This window comes from Aeromonas sp. S12(2024), assembly GCF_041402305.1.
GTDB classification, from domain to species: Bacteria; Pseudomonadota; Gammaproteobacteria; order Enterobacterales; family Aeromonadaceae; genus Aeromonas; species Aeromonas veronii.
Window position 1 is genome coordinate 1 of sequence record NZ_JBGLRB010000023.1, and the last position, 26,982, is coordinate 26,982.

A 26,982-nucleotide genomic window follows, 5' to 3' on the forward strand; every position below is an offset into this window, starting at 1 on the left:
CTGTGAGTGCCCACACAGATTGCTTGATTCAAATTGTTAAAGAGCGACGCAACAGTGTGTTGCTGCGGGAGTGGAATTCTACTCAACCGCCTTCTCGAGTCAAGCCTTATTCTCAAAGGTTTTTCGAGGTTATCGACGAGGTAGTTTGCGTTGCCGCTTGCCCTGTCGATGGAGGCGCATTATAGGGAACCGATTCTTTCTGGCAAGGCTAAATTCCATGTTTTTTTGATAAAACCGCACAACCGTTCAAACAACAAACAAAAAGAAGAAAGTTCGAGCTAAATCACACATTCTGGAGGCAGATGACAGGCAAGCCCCCTCTCAACTCATATAAGCCATTTCGGATTGTTGACGCGCCAGCCAAAGCTCCTCCATCTCCAACAAGGTTTGATAGATTTTCTCCGCCTGCTCTGGTCGGCTGAACAGATAGCCCTGCCCATACAAGTGGATGTCGGTCAGAGATCGCAGTACATCCAACTGAGCCTGTGTCTCAATACCTTCACACACCAGACTCTTGCCCAGCATGGATCCCATCCGACAAATATTGGCGACCAGTTCGGATGCCTCCATTGAGGTGTCAATGCCTTGTATAAAGGAGCGGTCGATCTTCACCTTGCTGACCGGTAACTTTTGCAGATAACTCAAAGATGAATAACCAGTCCCAAAATCGTCTAATGCCAGCAGTACCCCCTGCTGATTGAGATCCTGCATCAGTTGCAGCGAGTTCTTCACTTCGCGCATGGTGGTATCTTCCGTGACCTCCAAGACCAGGCTACGGGCAGGCAGGTGGTGCTCCATCAATGCCTTGGCCACCAGTTTGAGCAAATTACGCTGGTACATGCCTGGCGAGATATTCACACACATTTGCAGATCAACCATACCAAGCTGGTGCCACTGATAGAGCTGCTCACAAGCGGTGTTCAGCACCCAGCTGCCAACCCGTTCGGCAAGCTGGAACTCCTCAGCCACCATAATCACTTCGTTTGGCGGAATGAAACCGAGCTCAGGATGCCGCCAGCGCAGCAGAGCCTCGACAGCTTCACAGCGGCCACTCTCGAGATTGACTATGGGTTGGTAATAGAGTTCCAACGCATTGTGTTCCAGCGCCATGATCATGTCCGACGCCAGATGTTTGCGCCGCGCCGTCTCGTTGAGCAGGGAGTTATCGTAAATCACATAGGGAACATGGGTCTTGCGACTATGGAACAGGGCCTGTTCTGCACGACTCAACAACTCCTGAGTCTTGTCGCTGTCCATCGGATAGAAGGCAATGCCGATCCCGACTTCGAGCCGGAAGGGATAGTTGTCATAGACGATATCTTGCTTCAGCGCATGCAGCAATCGCGCTACCAGCTCCCTGACCTGACGCAGATCGCTGCTGCCACGCTGAATAATGGCAAATTGATCTCCCCCCAGACGTCCACTCCACTCCCCCTCTTCACAGAGCACTCTGATCCGGGTGGCAAACTCACAAAGCAGATAATCACCGGTGTCATAGCCAAACTTGCTGTTGATATCCCTGAAGTCGTTGATATCGACCAGCACCAGCCCAAACGGCACTTCCTGTGTGGCGTACAGCTCCATCCGCTCCAGCAGAGCAACCCGATTGGACAACCCGGTCAGCGGATCCCGTCTGGCCGCTCTGAAATGACGACGCCCTTCATATATAAGCAGCATGCTGAGCAGCAGCACTGACATGACCAGACCGGAGACCATCAACAACAAGGCATTGCGCAATTGGCCAAAATGGCGATCGTTCTCGGAATAGACGTTGATGTTCTTCTGCATCACAGAAGCGAGGGAGTAGGAGAGCGGCTCTTGCAGCGGGGCAAGGCGCATCATGATCTGCTGATAGTCAGATGCCCCGCTTTGCAACTTGGTGATGTCGGGCTCTATTTGGCGAATATTGGTTTCAATCAGCTGCACCAGACGCAAGGTTTTCTGCTTGTCCTGCATGCTCTTGCGCAGCTGGCCGCTCAACAGGATGGGCGTTCTGCTCCAGAGAATGTCATAACGCAGCATCAGGGTGTCATGATCAATCCCGCCATAGTGATAGACCTCTACCGCATTGAGGAAACGACCGAGCTCCAGCTGCAACTGCATCAGCGCCCAGGAGACATCATAGGTGTATTTCTCCATCGCTCTGGTCGCATTCTGGATCTGCATCAGGCAATAGAGGGTGCTCCCGGTAAACAACAGGATGGATACATACAGAATGACGAGCAGTGGCCACGCCCTGGTCTTTCCTTTCACCCCATGCTCCCGTGCTGTTTTTATCAGTGCTGAATGTCTATCAAATCCAGCTGCCAGATCATCATGTCGGTATATTCGGATCGCTTCAATTCCGGATATTGATCAAGAGGCAGCATAAACCAGACCGGCCCCTTGTCACGCACCCGCATGACAGCGCCGTTGTCTTCCCATGCAAGGATGGGCTCGTATTTGGCAACCTTGTCCCATTCAATGCGGACCTGGAAACTGTTCAGCGCCGTCAACGTAATAGTCTTGCCATCCGCACCGACTGCAGCCAACACATCTGCCAGTTTTGGGCCTCTGTAGGTGTGTGGCTTATCCACCCACGGGTTGCCGGTCACTATCTCATGTTGCGGCAGAGCCTGCAGTTTGGCCAGATCAAACAACACCTTGCCATCAACTTCGTCTGCCGACCTGATGTTACCACCCACTTTCAGGATCACCGGCCCCGTCAGCGCCTCAGCAGCCATCACCGGCATGATGACCAATGAACACAGTAGTGTCAGCCAACCAAACATTTTCATATCTCCCCCAGATTTGCTGTCTCAACAGACTCAGTTTAGCCAGATATAAAAAAACGGCTCGCCTTGAGCGAGCCGTTTGTCAAACAGAGCAAGGGGGATGATTACATCATGCCCATGCCACCCATGCCGCCCATGTCAGGCATTGCAGGGGTATCTTTCTTCGGCAGTTCGGTGACCATGCACTCGGTGGTGATCATCAGACCGGCGATGGAAGAGGCAAACTGCAGGGCGGAACGGGTTACCTTGGTCGGATCCAGGATGCCCATGGCCAGCATGTCGCCATACTGTTCGCTGTAAGCGTTGTAACCAAAGTTGCCTTCGCCGTTCTTCACTGCGTTGGCAATGACGGAGGCTTCCTCACCGGCGTTGATGACGATTTGACGCAGCGGGGCTTCCATGGCGCGCAGGGCAACCTTGATACCGACGTTCTGGTCTTCGTTGTCACCACGCAGACCAGCCAGTTTGGCAGCAACGCGAACCAACGCAACACCACCACCGGCAACCACACCTTCTTCAACCGCGGCGCGGGTAGCGTGCAGGGCATCTTCAACGCGGGCTTTCTTCTCTTTCATCTCGACTTCGGTGGCTGCGCCAACCTTGATCACGGCAACACCGCCAGCCAGCTTGGCTACGCGCTCTTGCAGCTTCTCACGATCGTAGTCGGAAGAGGTCTCTTCGATCTGCTGACGGATCTGGGCAACACGGCCTTCGATCACACCGGCATCACCCACGCCATCGATGATGGTGGTGTTCTCTTTGGTGATGACGATGCGCTTGGCACGACCCAGATCTTCCAGAGTCGCTTTTTCCAGCTCCATGCCAACTTCTTCGGAGATGACGGTACCGCCAGTCAGTACAGCGATATCCTGCAGCATGGCCTTGCGACGGTCACCGAAGCCAGGCGCCTTGACGGCAGCCACTTTCACGATACCGCGCATGGTGTTAACCACCAGAGTCGCCAAGGCTTCGCCTTCTACGTCTTCAGCAACAATCAGCAGCGGCTTGCCAGCTTTGGCAACGCCTTCCAGCACCGGCAGCATTTCGCGGATGTTGGAGACTTTCTTGTCAACCAGAAGGATAAACGGGTCGTCCAGTTCAACAGAACCGGTCTCTTGCTTGTTGATGAAGTAGGGGGACAGGTAGCCGCGGTCGAACTGCATACCTTCAACAACTGCCAGCTCATCTTCCAGACCCTGACCATCTTCAACGGTGATGACGCCATCGCGACCCACTTTGTCCATGGCCTCAGCAATCAGCTTGCCCACTTTCTCGTCGGAGTTGGCAGAGATGGTGCCCACCTGAGCGATGGCATTGCTGTCGGCACACGGCTGAGACAGCGCTTGCAGCTCGGCAACAGCAGCCACAACGGCCTTGTCGATACCGCGCTTCAGATCCATCGGGTTCATACCGGCGGCAACGGCTTTCAGACCTTCGTTGACGATAGCCTGAGCCAGAACGGTTGCAGTAGTGGTACCGTCACCGGCGGCATCGTTCGCCTTGGAAGCAACTTCCTTGACCATCTGGGCGCCCATGTTCTGGAACTTGTCTTCCAGCTCGATTTCGCGCGCAACAGAAACACCATCCTTAGTGATGGTCGGGGCGCCGAAGGACTTGTCCAGAACCACGTTGCGGCCTTTCGGGCCCAGAGTCACCTTGACGGCATCAGCCAGGATGTTTACGCCTTCCAGCATCTTGATGCGGGCTTCGTTACCAAACTTAACGTCTTTAGCTGCCATTTTTCTTCAATCCTTAAATCAATTCGGGGAAAAGGAGGATGGATTACTCTTCGACAATCGCCAGGATGTCGGTTTCGGAGAGGATCAGGACATCCTGACCATCCAGCTTCTCGGTCTTCACACCGTAGCCTTCGTTGAAGATAACTTTGTCACCAACCTTCACGGCCAGCGCTTTGACTTCGCCATTATCCAGGATGCGACCAGTCCCCACGGCAAGCACTTCACCACGGGTGGACTTCTGGGCCGCAGTACCAGTCAAGACGATACCGCCGGCAGATTTGGCTTCAGCTTCGATGCGCTTGATGATGACGCGGTCGTGCAGTGGACGAATTTTCATCGATAACTCTCCCAAAATGAGTCTCATTGTTGCTTTGAGGAATGGCCGTTCCAGGCCAAATTAGATATGTCCCTGATGTGGGGCAGAGTTGCTAACCCTTCAAGGGCAAATACAAAAAAAATTTTTTCACGTACTATAAACATCTTCGATGGTTCAGCCATGTCCGCACTCTGGTGCAAGGTCGGTTCAAGCCGCCCGTTTTCGATGCCAGAACCTTCAAAGCCAGCTGTAGAGAAGAGCCCTTGACCCGCACCAACCCCATGCTGACAGCCCCTATTCCGGTCGTACTGCGCCAGATGACGGGCCCCATGATCTTCGGCATCATCGCCATTCTGGCCTTCAATCTGGTCGATACCTTTTTTATCGGTATGCTGGGAACCGAAGCTCTGGCCGCCATCAGCTTTACCTTTCCCGTCACTTTTGTGGTTACCTCGCTGGCGATGGGATTGGGCGCCGGATTGTCAGCGGTGATCGGTCATACCCTAGGGCAGGGCAAGCACGATGAGGCAGCCCATCTCGCCACCGACAGCCTGTTTCTGGCGGTGATCATGGTGGCCCTGCTCTCCGCGGGGGGCGCTCTCACCATCAAACCCCTGTTTACTCTGCTGGGGGCCAGTGCCGAGCTTATCTCCCTCATCCATGACTACATGCTGATCTGGTATCTCACCGTCCCCATGCTGGTGCTGCCCATGGTGGGCAATGCCGCCATCCGGGCGACCGGCGATACCAAAACCCCCAGTCTGGTGATGGCAGTAGCCGGGCTGGTCAACGGGGTACTGGATCCTCTGTTGATCTTCGGTATCGGCCCCTTTCCCGAATGGGGGATCCGCGGGGCCGCCATCGCGACTTCTATCTCCTGGTTGATGGCGATGCTGGTCAGCCTCTATATCCTGCGTCATCGGGAGGGCTTGCTGTTGTGGCACCTCTCGCCGCGGACTCGGTTGCTATACCACTGGCGGGCGTTACTCCATGTCGCCGTCCCCGCCTCTTTTACCAATATGCTCAACCCCCTGGCCAATGCGGTGCTGATGACGATCTTTGCAGGACTGGGTACCGAGGTGGTGGCCGCTTACGGCGCCGCGTCGCGGGTCGAGGCGCTGTTGCTGATTGTGATGATGGCCCTCGCCTCCGTACTGGCCCCTTTCATCTCGCAAAACTGCGGCGCTGGCAATCCGGCCCGCGCCAAGGCTGCGCTGCAAAGCTGCATGAGGTTTGCGTTGCTGTTCCAGCTCGCCATCTATAGCCTGACCTGGCTACTGGCGCCACTCATCGCCAACCTGTTCAGCGATCATCCGCAGGTCATTCGCCTCATCATTCTCTATCTGCATCTGGTGCCGATCGGTTACGGCTTTCAGGGCATGGTGATGCTGTTGGCCTCGGCACTTAATGGCGTGAGAGCATCCAGTATCTCGTTTTTGTTCAACGGATTGCGGCTGTTTGGTTTTCTGTTGCCAGGAGCCTGGCTGGGGGCAAAGCTGGGAGGAGAACAAGGGATCTATCTAGGGATACTGCTGGCCAATCTGGCGGCGGGCACCCTCGCATGGTGGTATGCCCGACACCACTTCGAGGCCTTGTGCCATCAGGGCAAACCCTGATTCAGTCACTCGCCTCGGGTTTTCGTCTCGTCGATTACTCTTTGCGCTCAAATTCGCCTTCGATGGTGGTGCCGCCCTGCTTGGCGTTCCCCAGATGATCATCGGACGGTGCGTTGCCAAATGGCGATTGAGTACGCTGGAAGCCACCCATCTGCATCCGGAACTGGCTGCTGCCGATCAGCTTGTCAGCCAGTTTGTTACGCAGCCAGGGTTGCAGCAACAGCACACCGAAAATGTCGGTCACGAAACCCGGGATAATCAGCAGCAAACCGGCCAATGCCAGCATCATGCCCCCCATCACCTCGCGACCCGGCATCTCGCCCATCTGCATCTTTTGCTGGGCGCTGAACAGGGTCTTGATCCCTTCACTGCGCACCAGCGAGGAGCCCAGTACCGCGGTCAAGATGAGCAAGCCGACAGTCGGCAGCGCCCCGATCACCGAGCCGACCTCGATCATCACGGTGAGTTCCAGTACAACCAGACCCACCAACAACAAAAACAACTTGCCCATATCCACTCCAGCACCGGTAAATTGAGAAAAAGTGGCGCCCATCCAACGATGGCCAGAGGCGATTTTGCCGCCCCGTCATCACCACTTTCTGCCCTGAATAAATGGGGGCAGCCCCCCTCTTTTCAAGTTGGTCAACTGACACCTACGTCATCAGCAATCTAAAAAACCAGCAAAAAGTCACAAAAACTTATAAAAATCATCACGATAAAAAATTCATAACATATGTGTACTTTTCTCAAAGTAATTTGAAAATGTCGCAAATTTAGTGATCCACCTCTAATAACCGATACCTCAATTGGAGTAGTATATTGATTAGTTTTTCGGGAGGTCATTCTCCCAACCGCCCCACTCGATGTGTGGTGCTTCAGGATGAGCTGTGCGCAAGGAACTCGCGACCACTCGGTGAGGATTTTTCCATTTATCTGATTTCTGAGGCATTACAATGAGCGACATCAAGAACGTCCGCATTGAAGAAGACCTGCTGGGCACCAAAGAAGTTTCCAATGATCTCTACTACGGTGTGCACACCCTGCGCGCTGTCGAGAACTTCAAGATCAGCTCTCAGAAGATTTCTGACGTTCCGGAATTCGTCCGCGGTATGGTGCTGACCAAGAAGGCCGCTGCGCTGGCAAACGGTGAACTGGGTACCATCCGTCCTGAAATTGCTGACAAGATCGTAGAAGCCTGCGACCTGATGCTGAACACCGGCAAATGCTTCGACCAGTTCCCGGTCGACGTTTACCAAGGTGGTGCCGGTACCTCCGTCAATATGAACACCAACGAAGTACTGGCCAACATCGCCCTGGAAATCATGGGTCTGGAGAAAGGCCGTTACGACGTCATCAACCCGAACGACCACGTCAACAAGTGCCAGTCCACCAACGATGCCTACCCGACCGGTTTCCGCGTTGCTGTGGTTAACAGCACTGACGTGACTCTGCACGCGCTGGAGCACCTGATCGCGGCATTCGATGCCAAAGCGAAAGAGTTCAAAAACATCCTGAAGATGGGTCGTACCCAGCTGCAAGATGCGGTTCCGATGACTCTGGGTCAGGAGTTCCACGCATTCGCCGTGACCCTGCGTGAAGAGATCAAGTCCATCAAGCGTTGCCAGGAGCTGCTGCTGGAAGTGAATCTGGGCGCGACCGCCATCGGTACCGGTCTGAACACTCCGCCCGAGTACTCTGCTCTGGCCATCAAGCGTCTGGCCGAGATCACCGGTCGTGCCTATGTACCGGCAGAAGACCTGATCGAAGCGACCTCAGACTGTGGCGCCTACGTCATGCTGCACGGCGCCATCAAGCGTCTGGCTATGAAGCTGTCCAAGATCTGTAACGACCTGCGTCTGCTATCCTCCGGCCCGCGCACTGCACTGAAAGAGATCAACCTGCCGGAAATGCAGGCGGGTTCCTCCATCATGCCGGCCAAGGTCAACCCGGTTATCCCGGAAGTGGTCAACCAATCCTGCTTCAAGGTATTCGGTAACGACATCACCATCACCTTCGCCGCCGAAGCCGGTCAGCTGCAGCTGAACGTCATGGAGCCGGTGATTGGTCAGGCGATGTTCGAATCCCTGAGCCTGATGGAAAAAGCCTGTATTTCCCTGCGCGAGAAGTGCGTGGAAGGTATCACCGCCAACCCGGAAATCTGCATGAATCACGTGCTGAACTCCATCGGTATCGTGACCTACCTGAACCCCTTCATCGGCCACCACGAAGGGGATATTGTCGGCAAGATCTGTGCCCAGACCGGCAAGAACGTCCGCGAAGTCGTTCTTGAGCGCGGCCTGCTGAGCGCCGAACAGCTGGACGAAATTCTCTCCATCGAGAACCTGATGAACCCGCAATACAAAGCCAAGCGTTTCACCCGCGAAGCTGCCGTATAAGCGAGTGTGGGCCGGGATCTTCCCGGCCCATAAAGTCAGTTCCCGATTGGTCTTTATCCCCAGCCCGATCGGGAATTGGCTTTTTGCCAAATAAAAACCAAAAACTAAAAAATGGAGTTATCGCTATGATTGGAATCGAGTTACTTGTCGTGCTCGCCGCTATCTATCTGGGGGCCCGGATAGGCAGCATCGGCATCGGCTTTGCCGGTGGTCTGGGGGTACTGGTATTGACGTGGGGTCTGGGCATGCCCATCCCGAGCGATCAACTGGTCAGCTACATCCCTTGGGATGTGATCATGATCATCGCGTCCGTCATCTGTGCCATCGCCTGTATGCAACTGGCTGGCGGGATGGACTATCTGGTCTTCCTGGCAGAAAAAGCGCTGCGCAAGAACCCCAAATACATCACCTTCGCCGCCCCGGTGGTCACCTACCTGATGACCATGCTGGCCGGTACCGGTCATACCGCCTTCTCCACCCTGCCGGTGATCGCTGAAGTGGCCAAAGAGCAAGGGATCCGCCCATCCCGTCCGCTCTCCATCGCGGTTGTCGCCTCCCAGATCGCCATCACAGCTTCCCCGATCTCTGCCGCTGTGGTTGCCTTCTCCGGCATGCTCGAGCCGTTTGGTGTTGACTACCTGACCCTGCTGGCCATCTGCATCCCCTCTACCTTCCTGGCCTGTATCCTGGGCGCCTTCATTGCCAACATGATGGGCAAGCCGCTGGAACAGGACGAAGTCTATCTGGAGCGCAAAGCCAAGGGCCTGATCAAACTGCGTGGTACTACCAAGCTCGAGATCAAGCCGTACGCCAAACTGTCGGTCTGGATCTTCATCGCCGCCATCGTGGCCGTCATGGCTTATGCCACTGCCATCTCCGGTAAAGTGGGCCTGATCACCAACCCGCCGATCCCCCGTGACGGCGCCATCATGGGCATCATGCTGGCCGCGGCCACCATCATGACCCTGGTGTGCAAACTGGACGCCACCCAAGTGACCAACATGCCGACCTTCAAGTCCGGTATGTCCGCCTGTATCTGCGTACTGGGTGTGGCCTGGCTGGGTAACGTCTTCGTTAAAGGCAACATGGACACCATCCAGCTGATCGCTGGCGACCTGCTGAACCAGTACTCCTGGCTGCTGGCCGTGGTGCTGTTCTTCGCTGCCATGCTGCTCTATTCACAAGGCGCCACCACCAAAGCGTTGATGCCTGCCGCACTGGCACTGGGTGTCAGCCCGCTGACTGCGATTGCCTCCTTCGCAGCCGTGAGCGCCCTGTTCGTACTGCCAACCTACCCGACCCTGCTGGCCGCGGTAGAGATGGACGACACCGGCTCCACCCGTATCGGTAAGGCGGTCTTCAACCACCCCTTCTTCGTACCGGGCACCGCCACCATCGCCATCGCCGTGGCGCTGGGCTTCTTCTTCGGCGGCATCCTGCTGTAATCCTATCGACTGCCGATTACCAAACAAAAATCCCCGCCAGTTGGCGGGGATTTTTTTATCTCTTTACTCTGTACTTGGTTTGGCTGTCTGGCAGCGAGAGACCTGACGTATTATCCGGATGGCTCAACCACGGCGACAGCAGACACCACAACAGCGTGCCAGCGGCGCTATAACCACCGCTGCCGGATTGCCGGAGTAGTAAGTAGGCCACCATGGTACTCAGCACCACGCCAGAAGGCGGGATCCTTCGGATCAGACCGGATCCAGAGTATCCAGCGGCCAGCGCGGCACGGCTTTAACAACCAGCGGCTCAAACACACCTGCTTTAAGGCGCTGCATACCGGCGTAAGCGATCATGGCGCCGTTATCAGTGCAATATTCAGTGCGCGGATAGAACACCTCACCCTTGAGGCTCTCCATCAGCTCGGCCAACTGGGCACGCAGGTGACGGTTGGCACTGACGCCGCCAGCGACCACGAGACGCTTAAGACCGGTCTCTTTCAAGGCACGACGGCACTTGATGGCCAGGGTATCGACCACCGCATCTTCAAACGCCCGAGCGATATCGGCACGGGTCTGCTCATCATCACCATTGGCGGCGATGGTGTTGGCGGTGAAGGTCTTGAGGCCGGAGAAGCTCATGTCGAGTCCGGGACGATCTGTCATCGGACGGGGGAAGTGGAAGCGCCCCTTAGTGCCCTTCTCGGCCAGACGGGAGAGCAGCGGACCACCCGGATAGTCCAGCCCCATCAGCTTGGCGGTCTTGTCGAACGCTTCGCCAGCGGCATCATCGATGGATTCCCCCAACAGCTGATAGCTGCCGATGCCGTCAACTCGTACCAGCATGGAGTGACCACCAGAGACCAGCAGCGCCACGAAGGGGAACTCTGGAGCTTTCTCTTCCAGCATTGGGGCCAGCAGGTGCCCTTCCATATGGTGGACGGCGATAGCAGGCTTGTTCCATGCCATCGCCAGCGAACGGCCAATAGTCGCCCCCACCAGAATGGCGCCAACCAGACCCGGACCCGCGGTATACGCGATGCCGTCGATGTCATCTTTGCCCAGTCCCGCCTCTTGCAATGCGGCCTGGATCAACGGGATCGTCTTGCGAACATGATCCCGGCTGGCGAGTTCGGGGACGACGCCACCATAGTCCGCATGCAGCTTGACCTGGCTGTATAACTGATGGGAAAGGATCCCTTTTTGATCGTCGAAGATCGCGATCCCGGTTTCGTCACAGGATGTCTCTATGCCCAATACACGCATTGCTAAAAAATTTCACTGCTAAAATGAGACGGCTATGGTAACCTTCGCGGGTTTTTTAAACCAGAGCGATCTCTGCGGGTTTACTTTCATTCCCTGTCCAGAGTATAATTTCGCACCATTTTAAGACATGCTGATCGATTGAAGGTCAGCTAACAATTTATCACTGAGGTGAAAGGCACATGCCAGTAATCAAAGTCCGTGAAAATGAGCCGTTTGACGTTGCTCTGCGTCGTTTCAAGCGTTCTTGCGAAAAAGCCGGTATCCTGTCCGAAGTTCGTAGCCGTGAGTTCTACGAGAAGCCGACTACCATTCGTAAGCGCGCCAAAGCGTCTGCTGTCAAGCGTCACGCCAAGAAGCTGTCTCGCGAAAACGCACGTCGTATCCGCCTGTACTAATCGGGAGATATTGCCGTGTCTCTGAAGGATCAACTTAAGGATCAGCAAAAACTCGCCATGCTTGCCAAAGATAAGGCACGTCTGGGAGCGATCCGCTTGTTGATGGCAGAAATCAAGCAACGTGAAGTCGATACCCGTATCGAGCTGAATGATGAGGATATCCTCGCTGTCGTGACCAAAATGGTTAAACAGCGCCGCGATTCCATCAGCCAATTTGAAGCTGCCGGTCGCCAGGATCTCGCCGACAAAGAGTCCGCCGAGATCGTTGTGTTGCAGGAATTCCTGCCGCAACAGCTGACCGCAGATGAAATTGCAGCCCTGATCGAGCAAGCCATCACTGAAAGTGGTGCTGCCGCCATGGCTGATATGGGCAAGGTCATGGCTGTCTTGAAGCCGAAAATTCAGGGGCGTGCCGATGTCGGCGCCGTCAGTGCTCAGGTGAAAACCCGCTTGGCGTAACAGGCAACTCTCTTGTTTGGTCGAAGAAGCCGTGCTTCCCTTGGAATGCGCGGCTTTTTTATTTTCTCCGCAATGAAACAGGACGGTTATGGCAGGCAGGATCCCCCAATCCTTTATCGACGATCTGCTCGTACGCACAGACATAGTCGAGCTGATCGACTCGCGAGTGCGGCTGAAAAAAGCCGGTAAGAACTACCAGGCTTGCTGCCCTTTTCATAACGAAAAAAGCCCCTCTTTTACCGTCAGCCAGGAGAAGCAGTTCTACCACTGTTTCGGTTGTGGCGCCCACGGCAACGCCATCGGCTTTGTCATGGAGTACGACGGTCTCGAATTTCCCGATGCCATCGAAGAGCTCGCCAACATGCAAGGCATGCAGGTACCTCGCGAGCAGAGCATCGGCGGCTCGGCCAATAGCCAGCCCGCCGTCAGCAAGGATCTGTTCGAGCTGATGAACCAGATCGCCCGCTTCTACGAGAGCAACCTCAAGAGTGCTCCCCATGCGGTGGAGTATCTCAAAAGCCGCGGTCTGACCGGTGAAGTGGTCAAACGATTCAACATTGGCTATGCACCGAGCGATTGGGATCAGGTGCGCCGCCGCTTTGGTACCAGCAGGGATCACGAGCAGTTGCTTATCTCGGGCGGCATGCTGATCACCCGTGACAATGGCCCGGGGAGTTATGATCGTTTCCGCGATCGCATCATGTTCCCGATCCGTGACAAGCGTGGCCGGGTCATCGGTTTCGGTGGCCGGGTGCTGGGTGATGGCACCCCCAAGTACCTGAACTCGCCGGAAACTCCCATCTTCCATAAAGGGCGGGAGCTGTTCGGTCTCTACGAGGTGAAGCAGGCACACAAGGATCCACGCCGGATCTTGGTGGTGGAAGGCTACATGGATGTAGTGGCACTCGGTCAGTACGACATCGACTATGCGGTGGCGGCGCTGGGTACTGCAACGACCAGCGACCATATCCACACCCTGTTTCGCACCACCGCCGAGGTAGTCTGCTGCTACGATGGTGACAACGCCGGTCGTGAAGCCGCCTGGCGCGCGCTGGATAATGCCCTCCCTCATCTGCAGGATGGCCGCGAGCTGAAGTTCGTGTTCCTGCCCGATGGCGAGGATCCCGACTCGCTGGTACGCCAGATCGGCAAGGAGGGTTTTGAAGCCCTGCTCGATCAAGCCCAACCGTTCGCCGACTTCATGTTCGAGCGTCTCGGTCGCGATGCGGCGCTCTCCGGTGAGGCAGGCAAGTTCGAAGTAGCCAACAAGGCCGCCGAGCTTATTCGTCGCGTTCCGGAAGGGTTTACCCGCGAAGGGCTGATCACTCGTCTCTCCAGCATGATGCGTTGGGGTGAGAACAAGCAGCGCATCGCCGAGCTCTTTGCCCGCAACAGTCAGCCCAAGACCGAAGTCAACAAACCCAAGGCAGCCAAGCTGACGCCACTGCGGCGTGCGCTGGCACTGATGGTGCAATATCCGGCAGTAACGGCTGAACTTCCCCCCATGCCGGAATTGGCCGGGCTACGCGTACAGGGCATCAAGTTCCTGCTGCAACTGCACCAGCAAATCCTGGCACAGCCCGGTATCACAACCGGTATCCTGCTGGAACACTGGCGTGGTACCAAGGAGGGAGAGATCCTTGCTCAGCTGGCCATGCACGACCTGTTCGAGGAGATCAAACTCGATCAGGAGCCGGATATTCTGGGAGAATTGCAGGACACCTTCGTCGGCTTCATCAACCAGTTTCTGAAACAGCGGATCGAAGAATTGCAGGCCAAAGTGGCTCAGGAAGGACTAAGCTCCGAAGAAACCCAAGAGCTGATGATGCTGATAAGAGAGGTGCAAATTGAGAAAAGAAATGAGAGTGGGGCTTGATATTTGAGTGATTAGTCCCAATATGGATAGCGTTGCCCGAATCGACGGGATGAAAAGCAAAATTTTTATAACCGCCTGGCCCCGACAATACTGCGGGCAGGGGTTTCTCATGACCGACGCCGCAACCAGACATAGCATGTCTGGCGGTTTTCTATTAGAATTGGCTATTTGCGCAGCAGCGCACTGTACGCGCAACCTAGCAACACCAACCGGATGAGTTCTATGGAGCAAACCCCGCAGTCTCAGCTTAAACTCCTCGTTGCCAAAGGTAAAGAACAGGGCTACCTGACCTATGCCGAGGTGAACGATCACCTCCCGCAAGACATTGTCGATTCAGACCAGATCGAAGACATCATTCAGATGATCAACGATATGGGCATTCAAGTGGTTGAAAACGCTCCGGATGCCGATGACCTTATCATGGCTGAAGGTGGTACCGCCGATGAGGACGCTGCCGAAGCAGCGGCCCAGGCTCTGGCATCTGTTGAATCTGAGATTGGTCGCACGACCGATCCCGTCCGCATGTACATGCGGGAAATGGGTACCGTCGAACTGCTGACCCGTGAAGGCGAAATCGACATCGCCAAGCGGATCGAAGACGGTATCAACCAGGTACAAAGCTCCGTAGCCGAGTACCCTGAAGCAATCACTTACCTGCTCGAACAGTACGACAAGTACGAAGCCGAGCAGCTGCGTCTCTCTGACATCATCTCTGGCTTTATTGACCCGAACGAAACCGAAGACATGGCACCTACCGCCACGCATATCGGTTCCGAGCTCGGCGAAGACGATCTGGCCGACGAAGATGAAGAGGACGAAGAAGACGAAGACGAAGATGGCGACAGCTCTGACGACGACGGTGACGGTGGTCCGGATCCGGAAGTCGCTCGCGAGAAGTTTGGCGAACTGCGTGCCCAGTATGAAGTGACCCGCCTCTCCATTCAGAAGAATGGTCGCGCGCACGAAGATACCCAGGCCGCCATCGCCCAGCTGGCCGATGTATTCCGTCAATTCCGCCTGATGCCCAAGCAGTTCGATCGCCTGGTCAACAACATGCGTGAAATGATGGAGCGCGTCCGCGTGCAGGAACGCATCATCATGAAGCTCTGCGTTGAGCAGGCCAAGATGCCGAAGAAAACCTTCGTCGCGGCCTTCACCAACAACGAGTGTGAAACTGCCTGGTTCGAATACCAGAAGCAGGCTGGCAAAGCCTGGTCTCCTCGTCTGGTTGAAATGGACGAGGATATCCAGCGCGCCATCGGCAAGCTGCAGCAGATTGAAGAAGAGACCGGTCTGTCGATTGCCCAGATCAAGGATATCAACCGTCGCATGAGCATCGGTGAGGCCAAAGCCCGCCGTGCGAAGAAAGAGATGGTTGAGGCCAACTTGCGTCTGGTTATCTCTATCGCCAAGAAGTACACCAACCGCGGTCTGCAGTTCCTGGATCTGATCCAGGAGGGCAACATCGGTCTGATGAAGGCGGTAGACAAGTTTGAATACCGTCGTGGCTACAAGTTCTCGACCTATGCTACCTGGTGGATCCGTCAGGCCATTACCCGCTCCATCGCGGATCAGGCCCGTACCATCCGTATCCCGGTACACATGATCGAGACCATCAACAAGCTCAACCGTATCTCCCGTCAGATGCTGCAGGAGATGGGGCGCGAACCGAACCCGGAAGAGCTGGCCATGCGCATGGGCATGCCGGAAGACAAGATCCGCAAGGTACTGAAGATCGCCAAAGAGCCTATCTCCATGGAGACGCCCATCGGTGATGATGAAGATTCCCATTTGGGCGACTTTATCGAAGATACCACCCTGGCTCTGCCAGCGGATGCGGCGACCAGCGAAAGCCTGCGCAACGCCACCCGCGAAGTGCTTGCTGGCCTGACCGCCCGCGAAGCCAAGGTACTGCGGATGCGTTTCGGTATCGACATGAACACTGACCACACCCTCGAGGAAGTGGGCAAACAGTTCGACGTTACCCGTGAGCGTATTCGTCAGATCGAAGCCAAGGCACTGCGCAAACTGCGCCACCCGAGCCGCTCGGAAGTGCTGCGCAGCTTCCTGGACGAATAGTCCTGACCCTGTGTCAAACTGCTCTGCCAAAGCCCCGCCATGCGGGGCTTTGTTTTGTCTGGCATTTACCCTTGCGACCCTCTTTGCGCCCTCAATCAAGCTGGACAATTAGTCGCCAAGTGGTTGATATGCCTATAGACTGCCCTTTCCTCTTCCCCTATAATCCACGCCGCTAAACGCACAATTTGGCCCCTTAGCTCAGTTGGTCAGAGCAGTCGACTCATAATCGATTGGTCGTGGGTTCAAGTCCCCCAGGGGCCACCAAATTGAAAAAGGCCGCTCATGATGAGCGGCCTTTTTGCATCTACGTATCGGGCAATGCCCTGTGATGAGCTGGATGAGGTCATAGAAAAGACCCGCCATGGGCGGGTCTGGGCAGGGTCCGGATCAGGCGCCTCACTCAGAGACAAGGAGCCTAATGCTGAGCCTCAGGTTTGCTCGTTGCTGCCGCTCTGGATGGATGAGCGACGCCCGATGGCAGGCAGCATCCGGGTAACCAGATTGCTGCGCTGACGCCAGGAGGTGAAGACGATGGCCAGCAGGTGCAGACCTATCAGCCCCTGTAGTGCCACCACGCACCACTCATGCCACTCGTCAGCTCCCAGTTCAAATCCCGTCTCGGTATTTTGAAACCAACCGCTGCCAGCGGTGGCCAGCACAACCAGCCAGAGCGCCCACACGGCCAGCTTGCCGCTACCGTGATGACCCGGTGCCGGAGGCTGCCGCTCACGCATCTCGCGCGCTTGCTGGCGAAAATCCTCACCACTGGGGATGAGGGCACCAAGGCGAGCGTAGCCACGGGCAAAAGTAAGCCCCCAGAGCAGACGCAAGGAGACCAGCCCAATGGCGCCGTAACCCAGCCACTCGTGCCACTCCTCGCCCGCTTCGTTAACCCAGAGATTGCTGATGCAGACCGCCACCAAGCCCCAGTGGGTCAGGCGAACCAGCGGATCCCAGCGAAAGGGCTCACCCTTTTTGCTTGGCATATTTGTGGTACTCCTTCTTCAGGTCGTTGACCTTGGCCAGATGTTCGCGCGCCTTGGCCTCATCACCCGCCTTGAGTGCGGCCAGGCTGGCGTCCAGCTCGGTCTGTACCTCGTTCATCCCTTCAAGGAATTTCTCTTTCTTGGCGGCCGGCATGTTCTTCTGCTTGGCCACATCCAGCTGGGCCTTCATCTCGTTGATGTGCTTCTCCATGGTGGCCGCATCATCAGCCTTGACGGCCTGCTTGTAGTTGAAGCCAATCTTCTTCATCGGCTGTTCCAGATCACCCGCCACGGCAGGCAGGGTCATCAGGCCAAACATCAGGGGCAGCAGGGGGCGGACGGTTTTCAACATGGGATTTCCTTATATAACGACATGCTCGAATTGTTAGGGGTACTTATGAATCCAAACAAGAATTCATCACCAGCATGATGCCATGACTCATGGTGAAACGTTTGTGAAAAATGCTGTTTTTTGTGGCAAATAGTGACAGATATGCCGCGCTTGTTTGCGCTTGGTAACTGACTGAACGCAGGTGACAAGCACCATGGGGATGGTTGAAAGCGGTAAACAGGGACAAAAAACCCCGCCGTAGCGGGGTCTGAATCAGCTGGCCATTTGCGTGCGTCAGTTACTCCTGTTCGCGAGCAATGGCGCGCCAGCCGATATCCTTGCGGTAGAAGACGCCATCCCACTTGATGCGGCCAGCGAGCTGATAGGCACGCTGCTGGGCTTCTGCCACAGTATGGCCGAGGGCGGTTGCGCACAACACGCGGCCGCCAGCGGTCAGGCTGGTATCGCCCTCCAGGCGGGTACCGGCATGGAACACCTTCTCACCCGCCACTTCATCCACCGGCAAGCCGCTGATGGGGTGGTTGGTGCTGTAATCGCCAGGATAGCCACCCGCCGCCAACACCACGCCGATAGCGGCGCGGGGATCATAGATGGCCTCTTTCTGATCCAGCTTGCCTGCGCAAGCGGCCAGGCAGAGCTCCACCAGGTCGGATTGCATCCGCAGCATAATGGGCTGGGTCTCGGGATCGCCGAAACGACAGTTGAACTCGATCACCTTGGGATTGCCTGCACCGTCGATCATCAGACCGGCGTAGAGGAAACCGGTGTAGACGTTGCCCTCGGCCGCCATGCCGCGCACGGTCGGCATGATCACCTGCTCCATCACCTTCTGATGTACCTCGGCGGTCACCACCGGCGCCGGGGAGTAAGCCCCCATGCCGCCGGTGTTGAGGCCGGTATCACCGTCGCCAACCCGCTTGTGATCCTGACTGGTGGCCATCGGCAGCACGTGCTCGCCATCGACCATGACGATGAAGCTCGCCTCTTCACCCTCCAGAAACTCCTCAATCACCACCCGGGAGCCCGCTTCGCCAAAGGCATTGCCGGAGAGCATGTCGCGCACCGCGTCTTCCGCTTCCTGCAAGGTCATGGCGACAATCACCCCCTTGCCCGCCGCCAGACCATCGGCCTTGATGACGATGGGGGCGCCTTTCTCACGCAAGTAAGCGAGTGCTGGCTCCACTTCGGTGAAGTTCTGGTACTCGGCGGTCGGAATGGCGTGACGGGCCAGGAAATCCTTGGTGAAAGCCTTGGAGCCTTCCAGCTGGGCAGCGGCAGCGGTCGGGCCAAAGATCGGCTGACCGGCAGCGCGGAAGGCATCCACCACCCCTTTCACCAGCGGCGCTTCCGGCCCGACGATGGTGAGGCCGACCTGCTTCTCTTTGGCAAAGGCCAGCAGCCCTTCGATATCGGTCGCCTCGATGGCAACGTTCTCGACACCCGGCTCAAGCTGGGTGCCCGCATTGCCCGGCGCCACAAAAACGTGGCGTACCAGCGGGGAGTGTTTGGCCTTCCAGGCCAGGGCGTGTTCGCGGCCACCGTTGCCAATGATCAGTACTTTCATCGTATCGCTCGCTTCTATTTGTGGTCACTGGACGGCCACCCGGGCCGTCAGTCAGCGGAAATAGTCAGTTGAAAAGAGACAACAAAAGGGCCGCCATCGGCAGCCCCTGACCCATCAATGACGGAAATGGCGCATGTTGGTGAACACCATGCACATGCCGTGTTCGTCGGCGGCATCGATCACCTCCTGATCGCGCATCGAGCCACCCGGCTGGATCACGCAGGAGATACCGGCCTGCGCGGCAGCATCAATACCGTCGCGGAACGGGAAGAAGGCATCGGAGGCCATCACGGAGCCCGCCACGGTCAATCCTTCATCCGCCGCCTTGATACCGGCGATTTTGGCCGAATAAACACGGCTCATCTGGCCTGCGCCGACGCCGATGGTCTGGCCATCTTTGGCGTAGACAATGGCGTTGGATTTGACGAACTTGGCCACTTTCCAGCAGAACAGCAGATCTTGCAGCTCGGCCTCGGTCGGCTGACGCTTGCTGACCACTGTCAGGTCGCCCAAAGTCACCATGCCGAGATCCCGTTCCTGTACCAGCAGGCCGCCGTTGACGCGCTTGAGGTCAAACCCTTGCGCCGGAGCCGTCCACTGACCGCATTCGAGCAGACGCACGTTCTGCTTGGCGGCGACCGCATCGCGGGCCTCCTGGCTGACGGTCGGGGCGATGATCACTTCGACAAACTGGCGGGCAACGATGGCAGCGGCAGTGGCGCCATCCAGCTCACGGTTAAAGGCGATGATGCCGCCGAAGGCGGAGGTGGGGTCGGTCTGGTAAGCGCGATCGTAGGCACTCAGCAGGTCGTTACCGATGGCCACACCGCAGGGGTTGGCGTGCTTGACGATGACGCAGGCCGGCTCGTCGAACTCCTTCACACACTCCAGCGCCGCGTCGGTATCGGCGATGTTGTTGTAGGAGAGCGCCTTGCCCTGCAGCTGGACAGCTCTGGAGACGGAACCCGGTGCGGCATGCTCTTCGGCGTAGAAGGCGGCAGCCTGATGGCTGTTTTCGCCGTAACGCATGTCCTGCTTCTTGATGAACTGGCTGTTGAAGGTGCGCGGGAAACGGGACTCCTCGTCACCCTCCTTGTTGTCGCCATAAGAGGGCACCATGGTGCCGAAGTAGTTGGCGATCATGCCGTCGTAGGCGGCGGTGTGCTCGAATGCCGCGATGGCCAGATCGAAACGGGTCGCCAGTTTCAGGCTGTTGCCGTTGGCATCCATTTCGCGAATAACCCGATCATAGTCGGCAGCTTTGACGACGATAGCGACATCTTTATGGTTTTTAGCGGCAGAACGCACCATGGTCGGGCCGCCGATGTCGATGTTCTCGACCGCATCGGCCAGGGTGCAGCCCGCTTTGGCCACGGTGGCAGCAAACGGGTAGAGGTTGACGACAACCATGTCGATGGGGGAGATAGCGTGCTGGGCCATGATGGCGTCATCCTGATCCCGACGGCCGAGGATGCCGCCATGAACCTTGGGATGCAGGGTCTTGACCCGGCCATCCATCATTTCAGGGAAACCCGTGTAGTCGGAGACCTCGGTCACCGGCAGACCCGCCTCGCCAAGCAGCTTGGCGGTACCGCCCGTGGAGAGCAGGGCAACACCACGCTCGTTGAGTGCCTTGGCAAATTCCAGAATGCCAGTTTTGTCAGACACACTCAGCAGTGCACGGCGAATGGGTCGAGCTTGTTCCATCACACTATCGTCCTCAACATAACGGGGACCGTTCCATGGGAGGCGAGGCTCAACACAGAGAGTCCCCAAATAAATGGAAGTGGGGGATTTCGCAAACCACTCTCGCCCCGACATCCGGCAAAAGCGTTTTAGGAAATGCCCGCTTGGTGCGGCGCTCTGTTATGGGCGCGTATTCTACACAAAAAATGTGACCTGTGGTGGATTTTTTGAAACAGCAAAGCCTTATTTGGCGCGGCGTTAAACGTTTTCCACTTGATTTTCTCGAAACGTTTTCACTTTCAGTGTTTTATGGGAAAAAGGGTCGCCATGAGATGTTTATCTGCCCCTTTTATGCCCTTGGCTGGCAATCCATGGGCAAAGGGGTGATAGTGGATTCCGGTTTTTGTTGCGGCATATATTCAAGGGGAGAGAGAGCATGTATCGGATCGGTGAACTGGCCAAGGCGTGCGGGGTCAAGGCAGATACCCTGCGTTTTTACGAGAAGAACGGGCTTATCTCACCGGGGATCCGCAACGAATCCGGCTACCGCCTCTACAGCGAACAGGACAAGCGGCGGCTGGAGTTCATCATTCGCGCCAAGTCGGTGGGATTCTCGCTGGCCGATATCGGCGAGCTGCTCGACCTCGATACCAACAAGGCCAAAGTCACCTGTCAAGAGGTGAAAGCGGTGGCCGACACCAAGCTGGCCCAGGTGGAGCAGAAGATCATCGAACTGACCCGCTTTCGCGACAACCTGCGCGAGCTCTCCAATATCTGCTGCGGCGGCCCCCGCTCGGCGGAGCACTGCGCCATCCTCGAGACGCTGGAATCTGGCGCCCCGGCCCATCACGAGCACCACAGCCACGACCAGCATGACCCGGTTCATGGCTGACATGGTATGCCTGACTGAGCGTGCCTGGCTCAGTGTGACTGACTCGGCGCCGCCGACGCATTGCTCTGGCGGCAATTTGGTGACAAAATCGCCGCGTTTTTAACCGGTGCCAGTGCATCCGGTTGCCGGGCGTTAGCCTGAACAGGCGCCCGCAGCGAAAACCGCCATCCAGACACAAGCATCAACACACCAAGAGAAAAGAAGAGGAGCCATCATGGCCAACATTCGGGTCGACCAACCCGCCTTCCCCCGTGAGGAAAATGCGCAAGGGGGCTGCTATGCCCATCAGCGCGGCGAAATAAAGGATAACCATCTGCACGCCCTGCTCTCCGATCCCCTGTTTCGCAGCCGGGTCGAGCGCAACAAGAAGGGCAAGGGGAGTTACCAGCGCAAGGCCAAATTTGGCAAGCGGTGGGAGCCCGGCCAACAGCAGATGATCCGCGTCTGCTGCTGAGCGGGTTTCTACCGACCATAAACAATCAGGGCGCCAATGGCGCCCTGATTGTTATCTCGAAACACGGTTCGCCAAAACTGGCTCACGACAGACGTAGGGTGCAATAAGCGAAGCGCATTGCACCGGCAACCTCGCGGCTCCAATAATGGTGCAATTTCATTGCACCCTACGGTTATCTCTCCTCATCCTCTCTCAAGTTGAGAGAGAATCTTTAATGTGATTGGTATCACTCATCCATAAAGAGTTCGAGCAGCACGTTCAGATAGCGATGGCCGAGGGAGGTGAGCTGCCAGCTATCCCCCAGATCCTCGATCAGCTCCTTGCTCTGGGCGATGGCGAGCACTGTCTCGACCCGCTCCAGTGGCAAGCCGGTATAGGCCTCGAACTCCGCCTTGGGGGCAGGTTCAAACAGGCGGAAGCGGTTCATAAAGTATTCGAGCGGCAGATCGTCTGCCGTCACCTGCCACTGCTCGTCCAGATAGGGACGGCTCTTGTCCAGATACCCTTTCGGATGCTTCACCTTGGCTGTGCGCAGGATCTGCTGATCCGCAAGATCAGTCACCTTGCCGTGGGCGCCGCAGCCGATCCCCAGATAGTCACCAAAGCGCCAGTAGTTGAGATTGTGATGGCACTGGTAACCCTCTTTGGCATAAGCCGAGATCTCGTACTGGCGATAACCGCTGGCGGTGAGCATGGCGTGGCCCTGCTCGTAGATGTCCCACAGGGTGTCATCTTCCGGCAGTTTGGGCGGTTTGGAGGCAAAGGCCGTGTTCGGCTCTATGGTGAGCTGATACCAGGAGAGGTGCGGCGGGGCGCAGTCGATCGCCTGCTGCAGGTCATAAAGGGCATCATCCAGACTCTGATCCGGCAGACCGTGCATCAGATCCAGATTGAAGGTAGGCAACTTGATGGCATGGGCCAGTGCCGCGGCCTTGCGCGCCTCTTCCGGGCCGTGAATGCGGCCGAGGCGGGTCAGCTTCTCCTGCTGAAAGCTCTGCACCCCGATGGAGATACGGTTGATGCCAGCGCGCTGGAAACCGGCGAACTTGTCCGCCTCCACCGTGCCCGGGTTGGCCTCCATGGTGATCTCGCAATCCGCGGTGAGCACAATGCGTGCCCGCACCCCGTCCAGCAAGGTTTGCATCGCCTCCACCGTCAGCAGGCTGGGGGTGCCGCCGCCGATAAAGATCGAGGAGAGCGGCCGCCCCTGCGCCCACTTCAGATCCTGATCCAGATCCTCCAGCAGGGCGGCGACATATTCGAGGTGAGGCAACTCCCCCTTCTGGGCATGGGAGTTGAAGTCACAATAAGGGCACTTCTGGACGCACCAGGGCACATGAATATAGAGAGAGAGCGGCGGCAGTTGCAGCATGGGGCTTCCAATAAAACGGGGGCTCAAGGCCCCCATTGTAGATGACTATGTGTGATTGACCGTGTGTTACCGACAAGGTGGCGAAGTGACTCAGTGCGCCGCAGCCAGCGCCGCTTTGAGCTTGGCCAGTGCCTGACCGCGATGGCTGAGCTGGTTTTTCAGCTCGGCGGGCATCTGGGCGGCGGTGCAGTCGTGATCCGGCACGAAGAAGACGGGGTCATAGCCGAAACCGTGCTGACCGCGCGGCTCATCGATGATCATCCCTTCCCAGCTCGCCTGACAGATGATGGGGGTGGGATCGTCGGCGTGGCGCATATAGACCAGCACGCACCAGAAGCGGGCGCTCTTCAGGTACTCGGGGGCACCTTGCAGCTCGCCGAGCAGCTTCTCGATGTTGGCCTTGTCACCAGCCCCCACACCGGCAAAACGGGCGGAGTAGACGCCGGGGCGCCCTTGCAGCAGATCGACTTCCAGACCGGAGTCATCGGCCACGGCGGGCAGACCGGTAATGCGGGCAGCGTGGCGGGCCTTGATGATGGCATTCTCGACGAAGGTGGTGCCGGTCTCATCGGCATCGGAGACCGCAAACTCGCTCTGTGGGATCACCTGGATCTTCATATCGGCCAGCATGGCGGCCAATTCCTTCACCTTTTTCTGGTTACCTGTTGCCAGGACAAGCTTGTTCATCGAGCACCTCCGCAAAAATAATCTGCGCATTCTATGCGGCGCAAGCGTTTAGTAAAAGCGTCAATTACACCCGCTGTGATGGGGTTACGGGGGATTTGCCGCCATCGAATAACCAGCTTTTTAATACATGTTTCCATAATGGAATAACCAAAGTGATTAAATACCATTTCTATTCATTACTGTGAGTCAGTAGACTCGCGCCCCAATTCATTAACCTGGCTGACTAAAGAGGTGACAGATGCCATTGATACTTTTGCTCGTACTACTGGTGCTGTTCAGTCCGCTGGCTATCGACATCTACCTGCCCGCCATTCCGCAGATGGCCGAGCAGCTGGGCGCCGAAGTAACTCTGATGCAGGGCACCATCACCTGGTTCCTGTTCAGCATGGGGCTGGGGCAACTGCTTGTTGGCCCGCTGGCCGATCGCTACGGTCGCAAGCCCATCGCGCTGGGCGGCGTGCTGCTCTATGGCCTGAGCGCGCTGGGGGCCGGTTTTGCCGCCAGCCTCGGCGAATTGATGCTGGCGCGAGTGCTGCAGGGCTTCGGCGCCTGCGCTACTTCGGTCGCCGCCTTCTCGGTGGTACGTGATAGCTACGGCCCGAAAAAGAGCGGCCAGATGATCTCCTACCTCAATGGCGCCATCTGCTTTATTCCGGCGCTGGCCCCCCTGCTCGGTGGCTGGCTCACCGCCAAGGCGGGTTGGTCTGCCAACTTCTGGTTTATGGCCGGTTACGCGCTCATCGTCGGCAGCTGGCTGATGTGGCGGATGCCGGAGACCCGCCCGGAAGAGACCCGCAGCGAAGGGGCCCTCATCAGCTGGTCTCGCTACAGCCCGGTGCTGCGCTCCCCCAGCTTCCTGTTCAACGCGGCGCTGTGCATGCTGGCGATGGCGGTGATCCTCGCTTATGTCACCGCCGCACCGGTGCAGCTGATGGTGAAACTGGGGCTCGATATGAGCGGCTTTAGCTACTGGTTTACCGCCAACGCCGCGCTCAACATCTTGGCCTGCTTTATGGCGCCGCGCTTTATTGCCAAGGTGGGGCCAAGACGCACCCTGCGCATCGGCCTGCTGGTGTTGATGCTCTCGGCCATCACCCTGACTTTGACCATGCACATAGAACATCCGCTGGCGATGATGGGGCCGGTATTCCTCTCCAGCATCGGCTTTGCCATGATCCTAGGCGCTGCCGCCGGGATGGCGCTGGCACCGTTCGGCCACTGCGCCGGTACCGCCGCCGCCCTGCTCGGCCTGTTCCAGATGAGCGGATCCGGCGCCCTCGTTGGCTTGACCGGTGCCCTGATGCACGACCCGCTCAGCCAGCTGGCGCTGCATATGTGGCTGCTGCTGCCGCCTCTGGTGATGCTGATGACCCGACGCGGCCGCCGCTTGTGTTTGCAATAAATCCTGTGCTCTGATGGGCACATTCGGGGGGCCATCGGCCCCCTTCGCGTTTGTATCGCCTTTACAACGAATGGCCATCCGGCAGAGAGCCTGCGATGGCAACCCCACTCACTCGATGTCAGCGGAGAACTCCCGATGAGCCACACTCTCAACGCAGCCCTGGTGGGCTATGGCTTTGCAGGCAAGACCTTCCACGCCCCCTTCCTCTCCACCACGCCGGGCTTGTCCCTGAGTTGGGTGGTGAGCCGCGATGCCGCCAAGGTGCAGGCCGATCTGCCCGGCAGCCGGGTCGGTTCACTGGAGGAGGTGCTAAGCGATGAGACCGTTGATCTGGTGGTGATCGCCACCCCCAACGACACCCACGCGCCTCTGGCCCGCCAAGCGCTGCTGGCAGGCAAACATGTGGTGATCGACAAGCCCTTCGCACTGGATCTGGCCGAGGCGCAAGCGCTGGTCGAGCTGGCCGAAAAGCAGCAGCGGCTGCTCAGCATCTTCCACAACCGTCGTTGGGACGGGGATTTCCTTACCGTGCGCCGTTTGATTGCCGAAGGGACGCTGGGGCAGATCGCCCAGTTCGAATCCCACTTCGATCGCTATCGCCCCGAAGTACGCCAGCGCTGGCGCGAAGCGGGTGGCCCGGGTTCCGGCCTCTGGTTCGACCTCGGCCCCCACGTGCTGGATCAGGCATTGCAGCTGTTCGGCCAGCCGGACTGGTTGCAGGCCGATCTGGCCGAGCAGCGCCCCGGCGCACTGGCGGACGACTACTTCCATGTGGTGCTGGGTTACGGTGCTCTGCGGGTTATTCTGCATGGCAGCTGTCTGGTCTCGGCCACCATGCCGCGTTTCATCGTCCACGGCTGCCAGGGATCGTTCGTGAAATTCGGTATGGATGTGCAGGAAGATCAGCTCAAGCTGGGCAAACGGCCGCCGGCGGCGGATTGGGGCATGGATAGCGAACCCGGTCAGCTCAGCCGCATTGTCGATGGTCAGTTGCAGCAGCAGAGCGTGGTGGGTGAGGCGGGGGATTATGGCGCCTACTATCGCGGTGTCTGCGCCGCCATCAAGGGCGAGGAAAGCAACCCGGTGCCAGCAAGTGAAGCGCTGGCGGTGATGGCGCTGCTGGATCTGGCCCGTCAGAGCCACCTTGAGGGAAAACGGCTGCCCTGTCAGAAGCTGTCTGACTAAGGTACGGGTCATCGGCCGCACTCGACCAACCTTGACCTTGT

23 protein-coding genes and 1 tRNA gene are annotated in these 26,982 nt (G+C 57.4%); 12 read left to right on the top strand and 12 right to left on the bottom strand.

The features are described 5' to 3' along the window. Nucleotides 1-321 precede the first annotated feature (321 nt). From ACB035_RS18500 to ACB035_RS18515, 4 genes are all read right to left on the bottom strand, one after another. A complete protein-coding gene (locus ACB035_RS18500; protein ID WP_005358159.1) occupies nucleotides 322-2,253 on the bottom strand; it encodes a bifunctional diguanylate cyclase/phosphodiesterase in 1,932 nt (643 codons plus the stop codon). Between the two features lie 23 nt (nucleotides 2,254-2,276). Beyond that, nucleotides 2,277-2,777 (bottom strand): molybdopterin-binding oxidoreductase, encoded by a 501-nt coding sequence (locus tag ACB035_RS18505; protein WP_019444953.1) that lies wholly within the window; start codon nucleotides 2,775-2,777, stop codon nucleotides 2,277-2,279. Between the two features lie 101 nt (nucleotides 2,778-2,878). Further along, on the bottom strand, nucleotides 2,879-4,513 hold the full coding sequence (gene groL, locus ACB035_RS18510) for a chaperonin GroEL (RefSeq protein ID WP_005340575.1): 1,635 nt from the start codon (nucleotides 4,511-4,513) through the stop codon (nucleotides 2,879-2,881). A gap of 43 nt (nucleotides 4,514-4,556) precedes the next feature. Next, nucleotides 4,557-4,850, bottom strand: a complete 294-nt coding sequence (locus ACB035_RS18515; RefSeq protein ID WP_005340573.1) for a co-chaperone GroES — start codon at nucleotides 4,848-4,850, stop codon at nucleotides 4,557-4,559. A gap of 260 nt (nucleotides 4,851-5,110) precedes the next feature. On the opposite strand from ACB035_RS18515, the gene ACB035_RS18520 reads away from it, so the two are divergent. Continuing rightward, nucleotides 5,111-6,445 (top strand): MATE family efflux transporter, encoded by a 1,335-nt coding sequence (locus ACB035_RS18520; RefSeq protein ID WP_371167900.1) that lies wholly within the window; start codon nucleotides 5,111-5,113, stop codon nucleotides 6,443-6,445. Nucleotides 6,446-6,479: 34 nt separating this feature from the next. On the opposite strand, the gene ACB035_RS18525 is transcribed toward ACB035_RS18520, so the two are convergent. After that, nucleotides 6,480-6,956: an FxsA family protein gene (locus ACB035_RS18525; RefSeq protein WP_005340570.1), complete on the bottom strand. Its 477-nt coding sequence runs from the start codon at nucleotides 6,954-6,956 to the stop codon at nucleotides 6,480-6,482. A gap of 442 nt (nucleotides 6,957-7,398) precedes the next feature. Here ACB035_RS18525 and aspA point away from each other — a divergent pair, with 442 nt between their 5' ends. Then, nucleotides 7,399-8,841 carry an aspartate ammonia-lyase gene (gene aspA / locus ACB035_RS18530; RefSeq protein ID WP_005340569.1) on the top strand — a complete coding sequence of 481 codons (1,443 nt, stop codon included), beginning with the start codon at nucleotides 7,399-7,401 and terminating at the stop codon, nucleotides 8,839-8,841. Between the two features lie 125 nt (nucleotides 8,842-8,966). Beyond that, nucleotides 8,967-10,286: an anaerobic C4-dicarboxylate transporter gene (locus ACB035_RS18535; protein ID WP_021229055.1), complete on the top strand. Its 1,320-nt coding sequence runs from the start codon at nucleotides 8,967-8,969 to the stop codon at nucleotides 10,284-10,286. Between the two features lie 252 nt (nucleotides 10,287-10,538). Here ACB035_RS18535 and tsaD read toward each other — a convergent pair whose 3' ends face one another. Then, nucleotides 10,539-11,552: a tRNA (adenosine(37)-N6)-threonylcarbamoyltransferase complex transferase subunit TsaD gene (gene tsaD, locus ACB035_RS18540; protein ID WP_005358144.1), complete on the bottom strand. Its 1,014-nt coding sequence runs from the start codon at nucleotides 11,550-11,552 to the stop codon at nucleotides 10,539-10,541. A gap of 179 nt (nucleotides 11,553-11,731) precedes the next feature. On the opposite strand from tsaD, the gene rpsU reads away from it, so the two are divergent. From rpsU to ACB035_RS18565, 5 genes are all read left to right on the top strand, one after another. Further along, complete coding sequence (gene rpsU, locus ACB035_RS18545; protein WP_005309452.1) at nucleotides 11,732-11,947, top strand: 30S ribosomal protein S21; 216 nt, start codon at nucleotides 11,732-11,734, stop codon at nucleotides 11,945-11,947. Nucleotides 11,948-11,962: 15 nt separating this feature from the next. Next, nucleotides 11,963-12,406: a GatB/YqeY domain-containing protein gene (locus tag ACB035_RS18550; RefSeq protein ID WP_129504713.1), complete on the top strand. Its 444-nt coding sequence runs from the start codon at nucleotides 11,963-11,965 to the stop codon at nucleotides 12,404-12,406. Nucleotides 12,407-12,494: 88 nt separating this feature from the next. Next, on the top strand, nucleotides 12,495-14,282 hold the full coding sequence (gene dnaG, locus ACB035_RS18555; RefSeq protein ID WP_371167880.1) for a DNA primase: 1,788 nt from the start codon (nucleotides 12,495-12,497) through the stop codon (nucleotides 14,280-14,282). A gap of 183 nt (nucleotides 14,283-14,465) precedes the next feature. After that, entirely contained in the window at nucleotides 14,466-16,361 is a 1,896-nt protein-coding gene (gene rpoD / locus ACB035_RS18560) for an RNA polymerase sigma factor RpoD (protein WP_263718854.1), read from the top strand. 187 nt (nucleotides 16,362-16,548) lie between these two features. Then, nucleotides 16,549-16,625: transfer RNA gene (locus tag ACB035_RS18565), tRNA-Ile, on the top strand. 164 nt (nucleotides 16,626-16,789) lie between these two features. On the opposite strand, the gene ACB035_RS18570 is transcribed toward ACB035_RS18565, so the two are convergent. From ACB035_RS18570 to purH, 4 genes are all read right to left on the bottom strand, one after another. Next, nucleotides 16,790-17,347: a cytochrome b/b6 domain-containing protein gene (locus ACB035_RS18570; RefSeq protein WP_107683754.1), complete on the bottom strand. Its 558-nt coding sequence runs from the start codon at nucleotides 17,345-17,347 to the stop codon at nucleotides 16,790-16,792. Further along, a complete protein-coding gene (locus ACB035_RS18575) occupies nucleotides 17,328-17,699 on the bottom strand; it encodes a cytochrome b562 (RefSeq protein ID WP_371167881.1) in 372 nt (123 codons plus the stop codon). Before ACB035_RS18575 ends, ACB035_RS18570 begins: the two co-directional genes overlap by 20 nt. 277 nt (nucleotides 17,700-17,976) lie before the next feature. Then, a complete protein-coding gene (gene purD, locus ACB035_RS18580) occupies nucleotides 17,977-19,263 on the bottom strand; it encodes a phosphoribosylamine--glycine ligase (RefSeq protein ID WP_058056774.1) in 1,287 nt (428 codons plus the stop codon). A gap of 114 nt (nucleotides 19,264-19,377) precedes the next feature. After that, entirely contained in the window at nucleotides 19,378-20,970 is a 1,593-nt protein-coding gene (gene purH, locus ACB035_RS18585) for a bifunctional phosphoribosylaminoimidazolecarboxamide formyltransferase/IMP cyclohydrolase (protein WP_371167882.1), read from the bottom strand. 415 nt (nucleotides 20,971-21,385) lie between these two features. Between purH and zntR the strand changes: the two genes are divergently transcribed. Then, a complete protein-coding gene (zntR, locus tag ACB035_RS18590) occupies nucleotides 21,386-21,841 on the top strand; it encodes a Zn(2+)-responsive transcriptional regulator (RefSeq protein ID WP_005341244.1) in 456 nt (151 codons plus the stop codon). Nucleotides 21,842-22,055: 214 nt separating this feature from the next. Beyond that, nucleotides 22,056-22,295 carry an alternative ribosome-rescue factor A gene (locus ACB035_RS18595; RefSeq protein ID WP_371167883.1) on the top strand — a complete coding sequence of 80 codons (240 nt, stop codon included), beginning with the start codon at nucleotides 22,056-22,058 and terminating at the stop codon, nucleotides 22,293-22,295. Nucleotides 22,296-22,521: 226 nt separating this feature from the next. On the opposite strand, the gene hemW is transcribed toward ACB035_RS18595, so the two are convergent. Both hemW and rdgB read right to left on the bottom strand, forming a co-directional pair. After that, a complete protein-coding gene (gene hemW / locus ACB035_RS18600) occupies nucleotides 22,522-23,667 on the bottom strand; it encodes a radical SAM family heme chaperone HemW (protein WP_201958695.1) in 1,146 nt (381 codons plus the stop codon). Between the two features lie 90 nt (nucleotides 23,668-23,757). Continuing rightward, nucleotides 23,758-24,354, bottom strand: coding sequence for an RdgB/HAM1 family non-canonical purine NTP pyrophosphatase (rdgB, locus tag ACB035_RS18605; RefSeq protein WP_005340539.1), 597 nt, complete (start codon nucleotides 24,352-24,354; stop codon nucleotides 23,758-23,760). A 238-nt stretch (nucleotides 24,355-24,592) separates the two neighbouring features. Between rdgB and ACB035_RS18610 the strand changes: the two genes are divergently transcribed. Both ACB035_RS18610 and ACB035_RS18615 read left to right on the top strand, forming a co-directional pair. Further along, nucleotides 24,593-25,756, top strand: coding sequence for a multidrug effflux MFS transporter (locus ACB035_RS18610; RefSeq protein WP_371167884.1), 1,164 nt, complete (start codon nucleotides 24,593-24,595; stop codon nucleotides 25,754-25,756). Between the two features lie 135 nt (nucleotides 25,757-25,891). Beyond that, nucleotides 25,892-26,941: an oxidoreductase gene (locus tag ACB035_RS18615; protein WP_371167885.1), complete on the top strand. Its 1,050-nt coding sequence runs from the start codon at nucleotides 25,892-25,894 to the stop codon at nucleotides 26,939-26,941. Nucleotides 26,942-26,982 lie beyond the last annotated feature (41 nt).